Raw genomic sequence first — 12,223 nt, forward strand, 5'->3', positions numbered from 1 at the left:
CCTATATCTCTTTTAGTCTTGGATTTACTATCTTATCAATTACAAATCCAAGCAATGCAAAGGAAATAGCCATAAGAATGATTATGATGGATGGTTCTATTACCCAATAGTAGAATCCTTTATATAAGGCTCCATTTTGAAATGCCTCTTCAATAATTCTTCCAAGAGTTGGTTCTGTTGGATCTAATACTCCAAATAAGGATAAGATAGCCTCTAAAAATATATATGAAGGTATACTTATTATTAAACCAGGAATTACAGGTGGTAGGATTTTAGGAATAATATATAAAAACACTATTCTCATGTTACTTGCCCCATAAGTTCTTGCAGCTTCTATATATGGTAAGGTTTTGACTTGTAATACCATAGCTCTTTGTGTTTTTATACCTGACCCAAAAAGACTTAATATTATTAATACAACGAGTAGTTTCCATATGGTTAATTTATAGAATAAAGAAATCATGATCATGAGGGGTAGAAATGGAAGAAGCATATATATTTCTGTAAGTCTTTGAATTAGGTTATCCACAATACCACCATACCAACCACTTATTGTTGCAAGAATTAGATGAATAATAGTAATACTTAAAGAAGCACCTAAACCGAAGGCAAGGTCTATAGGCATCCCCCACAATATTCCTAATTCTAAGGGTCTTCTTAAGTGGTCAGTTCCAGCTATACCATAGACCTTTCCATATATTATAGGTTCTATCTCAATGGTATCTGATTTATCTGAAAATTGCACTTCAATTATAAAAGAATAGGATCCCTTGGCAATAGATTGGTTCTCATTAGGTTCAATAAAAAGTCCTTTCATTGTAGTTACAGGAAAAGGAGGATAATATCCCAACTTGTCTTGAATATATTTAGTTAAATTTTCTTCAATAGATGATTCATTTGCTAAATAAAAAGTATCTGTTTCTGATCTTTGTTGTTTTTCTAAAAGAAAAATTTTATCTCCTTTTGAATTTATCCAATAAAATCTTAAAATTGGTGGGGTGTCTTTATAACTGCTTTTAAGGAATATATTAAATTCACTGGGAAAATCATCATAAAAATAAGAAAAACTATACTCGTATTTAAGAATCTTAGGATTATCTGATATAGTCTCAATCTTAGGTTCTTTAAGATTTATGTTTTTGGGAAGATTTTTCCTTGTAAATAAAGCCCACCAGGAGGGTATTGCATTTCTCGGATATTTAAGCCATACCTGACTATCATTCCATAAAGTCTTAACCTCATTATAAGGCATGCTCAAATATGCATACATAGAGAGTACAATTAATATAAAAAATATAATTAGGGAAAATAAACCAGCCTTACTCTTAATAACTTCTTTTATTATTCCTTTTAAACTATAAGATGATGTAAATTCCATATTATCCATACTTTTCACCTCATATTCTAACTCTTGGATCAATTAGAGCATAAATAAAGTCTAAGAGTAAAACAGTAGCTCCTAAAAGGTATGCATATATTACAGTTATTCCTACTATCACTGGAGCATCAAAAGATCCTATAGCTCGAGAAAGAACCATACCTAATCCTGGCCAGTTAAAAATACTTTCTGTAACTATTGCTCCCATCCATGAAGATATAAGGGCTAAAGCAAAAGAGGTCACTATAGGTGGAAGGGCAGGCTTTAATATATATTTTCTTTCAATAACTTTATCAGGAAGTCCTTTAGCCTTAGCAACTTCTACATAATCTTCTGTGGAATATATGAGGAAAAAGTTTCTTTGGCTGTATGTTCCCAAGAAAAGATAACTTAAAAGCCATGAAAAAACAGGAAGAATCATATGCTTTAAAACACTTAATACTTTTCCTAAAATATCGTTGGGGGGTGGAAAATCCATAAATCCACCTGGGGGTAATATATGAAGCCATGAATAGAAAATCATTATAAGAAAAATTCCATAAAACCATCCTGGAATGGTAGAAAGGGGTGACAAATATACTATTAATTTATCAAAAAAGGAACCATATTTTCTTGAAAGTTTTAGACCAAGATATAAAGTTACTAAAAATTCTAAAAGGGTAATAGTTGTAAAAAGTAATACAGATAAAGGAATTCTCTCTAAGATAATGTTTTTTACAAGCATTGATCCACTATCACTGGTCATGGTAGTAGCAGTACCCAGGTCCAAGAGTAATGCTCTCTTCAAATGATAGATACTTCTTATTAAAAAGGGTTGGTCAAGGCCTCTTCTTTTTAATTCATTTCTTACTCTACTTTCAATGATCTTTTGTTTCTGTTCATCAGTATATCCTCGTACTGTGGGATCATTTCTTAAATTCATTGCGACATTCATTCTTATTTCATCTTCAACAATTTTATCTACATATCCACCTGCATTTGCTATTACTATTGTTAAATAAATAGCGATAGCAACGGTAATAAAAATTGCTACTGCTCTTTTAAGAAAATATAGAAGTACTTTTTTAAGCTCTTTTATCTTCATCAACCTCCTTTTTATAAAAGTTCAAAAAAAAAAACCCAGGGGATTTTTTCCCCTGGGTTTATATTATACTATATTTTACTTCAAAAATTTAGTATTCTTTAAGAGAACTGTATGGGCAACAGTATCTGCTTTTTCAAGATAGTATGGACCATTACTTACCCAGAAATGTTTAAATCTATTATACCAGTTAGCAAGAGCGTTATATCTTTCTTTGATCTCTCCTTCTTTTACATATTTTCCTACGAAATTCTTAAATGGTAGGTAGTTATCTTTTTGTGATTTATCAAGCATTTCTTTAAGTACTCCTAAGCTTGGTCCGCCAATGTAGTTCATCCATTCTACCTTTTGGGACTCAGCTTTATCAGCAGAGAAGGCAAGTTTACCTTCTTCTTCTGCTCTTATTCCAATTGCAAGGGCATGCCATGGGAATAATACAGAGGTAGTTGGCCAGAGAGCTGTCAATTCTGCATCGAGTTCAGCATAGTTAGTATAGTATTCGATGATAAGTGGATTTTCTTTTACAATTTTCCAAGCCACAAAACTTTCTCTCCATGAATTGAAGTAGTCCACAAAACTTTCATCGTAAAGTTTGCTATCTTTACTTGCTCTTTCAAAGCCTACAATAAAGTCTACTAAATAATCTGCAATACTTTGAACTGTTCCGTCATGATATTTATCCTTACCAATAACATCTCCATAGTTAATTACTACTTTTACTTTAGCTTCTTTTACACCAGCTTCTTTTACAGTAACCATAGTTTGTTTCTTTACATCCCAACCATACCATGCATCATCTGGGACAGTAACAATCTTAACTTTCTTAAATTTCAACCAGCTTTCTGAGCCTTTATTGGGGAATGTAGGAACATCGGCTGTAACAGTAAGATCTGCACTCTTGATTCCAAAGAGTATAGGAAGACCTGTATATGGATGGTAGATCCAGTTTCTTCCAAAAGTTGCTTCCCAGAAAATAGTATCATAAACCCAGTTAGATCCAGCTATTGGGTTCCATGGGTCAATTATTACTTCAGCCATTCCTGCTTTAACACTTCCGCCTTCTTTTCCAACAATCCTCAATGTGTATGGCCATGCTCTTGATGAATTTCCACCTGCGTAATCTACTGCAATATCAATATTCTTTCTTCTTGCCCATGCAGCCTTTTGGTCTATCAAAAAGACTCTTACTGAATCTTTCAAGCAAAGTTCTAAGGCTTTTCTCATTAAGTAGTTTCTTTCAGCTATAGATTTAAAGGTTCTTTGAGCAAGTTTGTTGGCTATATCTCTAAATTCTTTATCTGGTTTATAAGCTCTCCAAAGTGGAGAATAGGACATTTCAGAATCTGGTGTATAGAAGAATCTGAAGTTATCTGCCATATCTCTTGAAAGGACAGTTGTTATCCAGCCGCCTGTATAGACATCCCATTGGCCATCTTCAGGATTGCCTCTTACCCAGAGTGGAGATGCTTCTCTTGATGTTTTATACATTCTCTCTACTGTAAATCCTAATTTTTCAAGCTGTGTTGATACATAATCTCCTATTTGTTTTCTTCTATCCTCAGTTCTGATGATAAATTTTATTACTACAGGATTTCCTTTATAGTACCATTTTCCACCTTTTAATTCTGCTCCCATCTTTCTCATTTCTTCATCAATGATCTTTTTGCCTTTTGCAAAATCATATTTATAGAGTTTCTCCAAACCTGCTATAGTGTCTTTATATCTTTCATATTCTGGAAAACCTTTATTGAGAGGTAAAAGCTTTACTTCTGCAAGTCCTCCCATGATTTCATCCACTATATATTGTCTATCTACTACTATGTTCATTGCTTCTCTAATTCTCTTATTACTAAATGGATTTAATCTTTCCATCTTTATAGGTTGGTCCTACTGGGTTAAAGGTAAGTTCATAATAAAGTCCAAAAGATGTTCCATAGGTTAAATTTGGATCTTCTTTGACTCTCTTGAAAAGTTGTGGGTCACTTATTTCGTTGAAATATATGTCAATATCTCCTTTGGACATCATTTCTACAGCCTTTGCCATATCCTTTTCAGGAATGAAGGCTACTTGGTCAAGCCATCCATTTGGATTCACATTAACGGTTTGTGCTTGAGAAGATAAGAGGAATAGGCCTAAAAGAAATACTACTAATAAAAGAACCCTAATACCTCTCTTTGGCATCTTAACACCTCCCGATGAAGATAATTTTAATTCTTATAATAATAAGAAAATAAATTATTGTCAACCAAAATAATTATTTTAATTGATTCTTGACAAAATTTAAAAAAGAATTTATTCTCTATTAAGAAATGAGTTGATTTTATACTTGGGAAGGCGGGTGTAGCTCAGAGGTAGAGCATCGGCTTCCCAAGCCGAGGGTCGCGGGTTCAAATCCCGTCGCCCGCTCCAAAAATTGTTTAGAATTTGTGGCGGCATCGCCAAGCGGCTAAGGCAGGAGATTGCAAATCTCCCATTCCCCGGTTCGAGTCCGGGTGCCGCCTCCAATTTGAAAAATCTTGGTGGGGCTGTAGCGCAGAGGGAGCGCGCTTCCATGGCACGGAAGAGGTCGGGGGTTCAAGTCCCCCCAGCTCCACCAATTTTTATTGATATTCTTTCAGAAGAGAAAATATGTTTATAAAAAAACTCTTTCCACTTTTTATCATGATTCTATTTGGACTTCTTACCATATCTGAAGGTAAGAATGATGATGTATTATTAAAGATAGCAAAAGACCAAGAAGATAGATTTTGGAAGAATCCTGATAATAGTTATGTGGCTTGGAATATTGCAGTAGATTATTATACTAAGCTGTATCAAACGGCAAATTATTTAGAGCTTCAGGAAAACTTGGTTAGGTTGCACATTGAAGGTGTTAGGATTAATGCTAAAAATCTTAATTTTTTTAACCTTCATTATGGTTATGCTATAAATTATCCTCTAAAAGTTTCTGTTCTTAATCTTAAGAATTATCCTAAATTTGATTATTATTTATATGATAAAACATTACCACTCTTTGTAAGTATATACAATAATGGGACGAGGGAATTAGATTTAAGTAAAGCAATTTTTGTGTTAGAAAATGTTTCTCGTAGCGAAGAAAAATTATTAAACAATGATGATATTTTTAGAAAACTTTTAGGTGATTCTTTGATATATATTCCAATAAATAAGATTCTAAAAACTAAAGAATCATTTTCTTTTATCCTTCTTTTTACTTATAGCAACTTACCCAAATCATTTAAAATAACGATAGAAGAGATTAATGTAAATGTTATGTTTTTTGAAAATTTTCCTCTTATAGAATCGCCTCCTCCAAAAGCATAATATACCCATTTGGGTTTACTTGTTTATCCTTTGATGCTATACTTTTTCTCAAAAAAAAGGAGGGGTTAATTCTTGTTTGAAATATTGGACAAGAAAATATTAGCTCCAGGAGTTAAGTTAATTAAAGTTAAAGCTTCTTTAATTTCTCAGAAGGCATTAGCAGGGCAATTCGTTGTAATAAGAGTTTATGAGAAAGGTGAAAGAATTCCTTTAACTATAGCAGATAAAGATGAAAAAGAAGGAAGTATTACAATAGTTTTTCAAGAAGTAGGGAAAACTACAAAACTTCTTGGAAAATTAGAAAGGAGTGAATATATACTTGATGTGGTTGGCCCCCTGGGCAAACCAAGTGAAATAGATAAATACGGAGTAGTAATTGGTGTGGGAGGAGGAGTAGGAATAGCAGCACTTTTTCCTATATTAAAATCTCTAAAATCTTATGGAAATTATGTAATAAGTATTATAGGTGGAAGAAGTAAAGATTATGTAATTTATAGAGATGAAATTGAAAATTTAGTAGATGAAGCTTATATTACAACAGATGATGGTACCTTGGGTAGAAAAGGGCTTGTTACTGATGTACTTAAGGAATTATTAGAAAATAGGAAAATAGATAGAATATGGGCTGTAGGTCCTACTATTATGATGAAGGTAGTTTCTGAGGTTACGAGACCATATAATGTGCCAACTATAGTAAGTCTTAATCCTATAATGGTGGATGGTACTGGTATGTGTGGGGGATGTAGAGTTACTGTGGGTGGTGAGATAAAGTTTACCTGTGTGGATGGTCCAGAGTTTGATGGGCATTTGGTTGATTTTGACGAACTTTTATTAAGGTTAAAGACTTATAAGGAAGAAGAGATGCTCGCTCTAAAGATTCTTGAAGAAAGCGAGGCGAATAGAATTGAAAGTTCTAAAGACTAAAACTTCGATGCCTGAACAACCAGTAAAAGAAAGGATTAAGAATTTTGATGAGGTGGCATTAGGCTATACTGAGGAGCAAGCTTTAATTGAGGCAAGTAGATGTTTGCAATGTAAGGGTGCTCCTTGTATAAAAGGATGTCCTGTAAATATTGATATTCCCAGTTTTATTAGACTTATAAGAGAAAGAAGATATGATGAGGCTATTAAAAAAATTAAGGAGACTAATAATCTTCCAGCTACAACAGGAAGAGTATGTCCTCAGGAGAACCAATGTGAAGCACTATGTACTTTAAAAAAAGTTGGAGAACCAGTAGCAATTGGTAGATTAGAAAGATTTGTTGCAGATCTCGAATTAAAAGAAGGTATAGAAATTCCCAAAATAGAGAAAAGGTATGATAAAAAAGTAGCGGTAATTGGTTCTGGCCCTGCAGGGCTTACAGTAGCAGGAGATTTAGCGAAGAAGGGAATTAATGTAAGTATCTTTGAAGCTTTCCATGAACCTGGAGGAGTCTTAATTTATGGAATACCTGAGTTTAGACTTCCTAAAAGAATAGTTAGAGCAGAAATAGAATATGTTAAAAATTTAGGGGTTAATATTTACACAAATATAGTTGTTGGAAGGACTATAACCATAGATGAGCTTTTGAAGGAATACAATGCAGTATTCATAGGTACGGGAGCTGGTGCTCCTCAGTTTTTGAATATACCTGGGGAAAATCTTGTGGGTATATATTCTGCTAATGAATTTTTAACGAGGGTCAATCTTATGAAAGCATACAGATTTCCTGAATATGACACACCGATAAAAATAGGAAAAAGAGTGGGTGTAATAGGAGGAGGAAATGTAGCTATGGATGCTGCAAGAACAGCTCTAAGATTAGGTGCAGAAGAAGTTCATGTCTTATATAGACGTACTGAGGAAGAGATGCCTGCAAGATATGAAGAGATCATCCATGCAAAGGAAGAAGGAATTAGATTTAATTTCTTAGTTGCTCCTGTTAAGTTTATTGGTGATGAACATGGTGGAGTAATAGGTGTAGAACTTCAAAGAATGATATTGGGAGAACCAGATAGTAGTGGGAGGAGAAGACCAATTCCTGTTCCCCATTCAAACTTCTTTTTCCCTTTAGATATGATAATAGTAGCTATAGGAACCGTACCAAATCCACTAATAAGTATGACTACTCCAGGTTTAGCTATAAGCAAACGTGGAACTATAATAATCGATGAAACAACAGGAAAAACATCTAAAGAAAGGGTTTATGCAGGAGGAGATATTGCAAGCGGTGCAGCTACGGTAATAAACGCTATGGGTGCAGGAAAAATAGCAGCAAGGAGTATTATTAAACATTTATTGGAGGAGAATTAAACATTGGATAAGAAAGATTATCTTGTGGCTTTAAGAAGAATAGAAGGGCAGGTTAGAGGACTTCAAAGAATGATAGAGGAAGATAGGGACTGTAAAGAGATTATTTCTCAAATTGCTGCGGTGAGATCTGCCTTAAAGAGAGTAGGAGTATTGTTAGTAGAAAATTATGCAAAAAAATGTCTTGCTGAAGGAGATAAAGATTTAGAAAACGAGATAAGTGAATTATTAAGAGATCTTCAATCACTGTTCTAATAAATAAGAGTCATTAACTTTCTTGACTTATTAAAAAAAAACATTTTATAATCAATCTAGAAGAGTGCGCCCGTAGCTCAACAGGATAGAGCGGCGGACTACGAATCCGTAGGTTAGAGGTTCAAGTCCTCTCGGGCGCACCATATATATGAGGGGAGAGGTATATGCCACTTACTGGTAATTTAAAAGAATTCGATTTAGTCTCTTTGATACAGATACTATCTGGAAAATTTTCTACTGGTAAACTCATCGTTAATAAACCTTTTAAGAAAGGAATTCTTTATTTTAAAGACGGAAGAGTAATCAATGGCGAGGTTGGTAAACTTAAAGGAATGTCGGCTTTCCTTGAGCTATTTACTTGGGATGATGGAAATTTTGAGTTTGTGGAAGAAACAAATATAGATGTTCCTGTTGCTATATCTATGTCTCCTGAAGCTTTAGTTTTAGAAGCAGCAAGAATTATGGATGAGTGGCAAGAAAAAACAAAAAAATTAGGATCCCTTACAGTCGTTCCTTTCTTTCCTAATCCATCTCTTGCTATACCATCAAATGTTCAAATACTTCTTTTAAGAAAAGATCCAGAGAATATGACACCCGAAGAGAAGGAAAGGTTCATTTTATCAAATATAGATGGTAGGAGAGATTTTGCTACAATTGCAAGAATAAGTGGATTAGGCACATTATTGGCTATAGATGTAGTATTAAATAATTTAGAATCAGGGAGGCTTGCATTAAGAGATCTTGTAAATTTGCGGTATGTGGTGCCTGAGAAGGTGGGTAACGTTTCATCTAATGATCCTGCAGTCCAAAAGGTGCTGAAGATTATGGATGGAAAGATGAATATGGAAAAAATCCTCTTGGAAATTGAAGAAGAAAGAGGTAAAATTATACCGGAACTTGTAAAATTAGTTAAAGGTGGTAGAGTGAGATTGAAAGAAGGTCTTGAATATCTGCCAAGATTATCACAGGAGAATTTGTATCCAGTATGAAGTATGATGTAATTATAGTTGGTGGCGGACCAGCAGGTATATTCAGTGCCATTTCTTTAGTAAGGGGTAATAAGCCCCTTAAAATTTTGCTGGTAGAAAAAGGAGATATTACCAGTAGAAGGATATGTCCAGCTATTGTAAATAGACAAGGATGTGTTTTATGCCCGAGGTGTAATATTGTATCTGGATGGGGTGGAGCTGGTGCTTTTAGTGATGGTAAACTTACTTTTTCAACTGAGGTTGGTGGTTGGTTAAAGGATTATATTGGCGAGCAAAAGCTAATAAAATTGATGGATGATGTAAACGAAATTTATACCGAATTTGGAGCAGATCAACCTATTGTAAAACCAGATCCTGATAAGTTTGCGTATTTTCATAAAAAAGCAATAGCAGCAGATTTAAGATTAGTCTACTATGCTATTAGACATCTCGGTACTGAAAAGTGTGCACCTATATTACTCAACATGTATGAATATCTAAAGGATAAAATAGATGTTATTTTGAATAGGCAAGTTATTAGAATTATTGTTGAGGAAAATAAAGTTAAGGGTGTAGAATTAGAGGATGGAAAAATTTATTATGCTGATTTTGTGATTGTTGCTCCTGGTAGAGAGGGATCTAAATGGTTTTCTGAAGAAGGTAAAAGAATTGGGCTTTCTTGGGTCATAAATCCTGTAGATATAGGAGTGAGGGTGGAAATTCCTGCAGCAGTTATGAAGGAACTTACAGATGAATTATATGAAGCAAAATTTATATATTACACAAAAACTTTTGATGATAAGGTAAGAACATTTTGTATGAATCCATATGGTGAGGTAGTAATGGAACAAAATGAAGGAATAATCTCGGTAAATGGACATAGTTTTGCTGAAAAGAAAACTGAAAACACAAATTTTGCTATTCTTGTTTCAAAGAATTTTACCGAACCTTTTAAAGACCCAATTGCATATGGTAGAGCAATAGGTAGTCTTGCCAATCTATTAAGTAATGGGGTTATATTACAAAGGTTAGGAGATTTATTAGCGGGAAGAAGATCCACATGGGATAGATTACAAAAAGGAATGGTTGTTCCTACTTTAAAAGATGCAGTTCCAGGAGATCTAAGTTTGGTATTACCTTATAGATATTTAGTGGATATCATTGAGATGATTCAAGCTTTAGATAAAGTTACTCCAGGAGTTTATTCTCGACATACTCTTCTTTACGGTGTAGAGGTTAAGTTTTATTCAGCAAGAGTAAAATTAAGCTCTTCACTTGAAACAGAAATTAAAAATTTATTTGCTATAGGAGATGGTGCAGGAATTACAAGAGGTCTTATGCAAGCATCGGTTTCAGGTTTAGTAGTTGGACAAGAAATTCTTAGGAGGCTTACTTCTTATTCATTAAAATCGTAAGAAGGATTTTTATATACAAATCTTCCTCTACAGATGGTTGCTAAGACTTTTATGTCCAAAATATCTTTTGTGTCTATATCTAACGGATCTCTATCCAATATTACTAAATCAGCAAGTTTATTTTTTTCAATAGAGCCTTTTTCATTATTCAAAAAACCAATGTAAGCACTATTAAAAGTAAACATTTTAATAGCATCTTTTATAGATATACTTTCCTCTCGATTTGGATGATTGACTGCAGAATAAATACCCAAAAATGGATCTATAGGAGTTACTGAACTATCAGATCCACCTCCAGCAATTATATTATTCTCTATAATACTTTTTAATGGTATTATTCTTTTACTTCTCTCTTTTCCTAAAAATTCCTCATATAATTTCCCCTCTCCTCCCCAAAAGTATAAAAAGCTTGGTTGCATAGATAACATTAATTCTGAATCTGCTACCATTTTTATATGTTCATTTTTAGGTAATTCAAAATGTTCTATCCTATGTCTGTGATCTTTTTTAGGGTAATCTTTTAATACCTTCTTATAAGCTTTGAGGAGAAGATCAATTCCTCTGTCTCCTACAGCATGGAAGGCTATTTGTAAGTTTTCGTTATGGGCAGATCTGATAAAGTTTATTAAGGAGTCTAAATCCCAGTATAAGACGCCATAATTTTCGTTATCTACATTATATGGTTCCGACAAAGCTGCAGTCATACTGCTAATAGAACCATCTACAAGAAGACATCCCCCAATTTGATTTAAGCCAAGTTCTTTTACCTTTTTTATAGAGGTTGTTTGGTAATATATGAGTACATCTATTGGAAAATATTGCCTTAATCCCAATAAAAGTTGAGGAATATTGGGAGGGGATGTGTATCCGCCCTCTAAGGCATGTATTGTTGTGACACCTTTTTCTGCTGATTTTTTTAATATCTTTAAAATACCTTTTACCAATAAAGAAGGTTCAATATTTTGATAAACCTTTCCAACCACTATCTGATGATCTCTTCCTGTTAATATTTCGCCTTCTGAGTATGATAAATCTAAGTTTAGAACTTTTTCTCCTATTGTATTTATAATACTTGAATGTGCGTCTTTTCTTATTATTAAAACTGGATGTTTTGGAAAATATTTATCTAAATCTTCTTTTGTAATATTTGTTTTTTCCTCCATATTTTCAGGATCAAATTCCTTTGCAATAATCCATTCACCTTCTGGCATTGAATCTCTTAATGCTTCTAAAGCTTTAATTATTTCCTTTAGAGATGAAAAATTACTTAAATCCAATAAAATATCACTGATAGCAGTGGATGAAAGATGAACATGAGAATCAATAAATCCTGGTAATATATAGCCTTCTTCAAAATTATATATGGGTATATTAGTTTCAGAAGGTAAGGATTCGTTTCCTAAATCTATAATTTTGTTATTTTCTATTAAAATCCAAGAATAAATGTTAAAATAAGGGTCAAATGAATATATTTTTTGAGCTTTAAGAAAATATTTTTTCATATATCTTCC

The 12,223-nt window shown here is 33.4% G+C and carries 11 protein-coding genes and 4 tRNA genes; 10 read left to right on the forward strand and 5 right to left on the reverse strand.

The window, feature by feature from the left end:
- Position 1 precedes the first annotated feature (1 nt).
- The 4 genes from ACY3JM_RS05680 to ACY3JM_RS05695 form a co-directional block, all read right to left on the reverse strand.
- Positions 2-1,387, reverse strand: coding sequence for an ABC transporter permease (locus ACY3JM_RS05680; RefSeq protein ID WP_463082162.1), 1,386 nt, complete (start codon positions 1,385-1,387; stop codon positions 2-4).
- Between the two features lie 10 nt (positions 1,388-1,397).
- Entirely contained in the window at positions 1,398-2,462 is a 1,065-nt protein-coding gene (locus ACY3JM_RS05685) for an ABC transporter permease (RefSeq protein ID WP_463082161.1), read from the reverse strand.
- A gap of 75 nt (positions 2,463-2,537) precedes the next feature.
- The gene (locus ACY3JM_RS05690; RefSeq protein WP_463111119.1) at positions 2,538-4,331 is read right to left on the reverse strand and encodes an ABC transporter substrate-binding protein; all 1,794 of its coding nucleotides are present in this window, start codon (positions 4,329-4,331) and stop codon (positions 2,538-2,540) included.
- Positions 4,309-4,641 carry a hypothetical protein gene (locus tag ACY3JM_RS05695; RefSeq protein ID WP_463111120.1) on the reverse strand — a complete coding sequence of 111 codons (333 nt, stop codon included), beginning with the start codon at positions 4,639-4,641 and terminating at the stop codon, positions 4,309-4,311. Before ACY3JM_RS05695 ends, ACY3JM_RS05690 begins: the two co-directional genes overlap by 23 nt.
- A 153-nt stretch (positions 4,642-4,794) precedes the next feature.
- On the opposite strand from ACY3JM_RS05695, the gene ACY3JM_RS05700 reads away from it, so the two are divergent.
- The 10 genes from ACY3JM_RS05700 (at position 4,795) to ACY3JM_RS05745 (ending at position 10,712) form a co-directional block, all read left to right on the forward strand.
- Positions 4,795-4,869, forward strand: a tRNA-Gly gene (locus tag ACY3JM_RS05700).
- 19 nt (positions 4,870-4,888) lie between these two features.
- Positions 4,889-4,964: transfer RNA gene (locus ACY3JM_RS05705), tRNA-Cys, on the forward strand.
- 17 nt (positions 4,965-4,981) lie between these two features.
- Positions 4,982-5,056: transfer RNA gene (locus ACY3JM_RS05710), tRNA-Ala, on the forward strand.
- 32 nt (positions 5,057-5,088) lie between these two features.
- Complete coding sequence (locus ACY3JM_RS05715; RefSeq protein WP_463082159.1) at positions 5,089-5,784, forward strand: hypothetical protein; 696 nt, start codon at positions 5,089-5,091, stop codon at positions 5,782-5,784.
- A gap of 72 nt (positions 5,785-5,856) precedes the next feature.
- Positions 5,857-6,708 (forward strand): sulfide/dihydroorotate dehydrogenase-like FAD/NAD-binding protein, encoded by an 852-nt coding sequence (locus tag ACY3JM_RS05720; protein WP_463082158.1) that lies wholly within the window; start codon positions 5,857-5,859, stop codon positions 6,706-6,708.
- On the forward strand, positions 6,683-8,077 hold the full coding sequence (gltA, locus tag ACY3JM_RS05725; RefSeq protein WP_463111803.1) for an NADPH-dependent glutamate synthase: 1,395 nt from the start codon (positions 6,683-6,685) through the stop codon (positions 8,075-8,077). The genes ACY3JM_RS05720 and gltA overlap by 26 nt, the downstream gene beginning before the upstream one ends.
- A 3-nt stretch (positions 8,078-8,080) precedes the next feature.
- On the forward strand, positions 8,081-8,329 hold the full coding sequence (locus ACY3JM_RS05730; RefSeq protein WP_463082157.1) for a metal-sensitive transcriptional regulator: 249 nt from the start codon (positions 8,081-8,083) through the stop codon (positions 8,327-8,329).
- 66 nt (positions 8,330-8,395) lie between these two features.
- Positions 8,396-8,472 (forward strand) — tRNA-Arg (locus tag ACY3JM_RS05735).
- Between the two features lie 21 nt (positions 8,473-8,493).
- Positions 8,494-9,318 (forward strand): DUF4388 domain-containing protein, encoded by an 825-nt coding sequence (locus ACY3JM_RS05740; protein ID WP_463111121.1) that lies wholly within the window; start codon positions 8,494-8,496, stop codon positions 9,316-9,318.
- Positions 9,315-10,712: an NAD(P)/FAD-dependent oxidoreductase gene (locus tag ACY3JM_RS05745; RefSeq protein ID WP_463082155.1), complete on the forward strand. Its 1,398-nt coding sequence runs from the start codon at positions 9,315-9,317 to the stop codon at positions 10,710-10,712. Before ACY3JM_RS05740 ends, ACY3JM_RS05745 begins: the two co-directional genes overlap by 4 nt.
- Here the strand turns inward: ACY3JM_RS05745 and ACY3JM_RS05750 are convergent.
- Complete coding sequence (locus tag ACY3JM_RS05750) at positions 10,694-12,214, reverse strand: amidohydrolase (protein WP_463082154.1); 1,521 nt, start codon at positions 12,212-12,214, stop codon at positions 10,694-10,696. The two genes, ACY3JM_RS05745 and ACY3JM_RS05750, sit on opposite strands and share 19 nt — an antisense overlap.
- Between the last annotated feature and the right edge of the window lie 9 nt (positions 12,215-12,223).

The organism is Dictyoglomus sp. SSW (genome assembly GCF_055181335.1).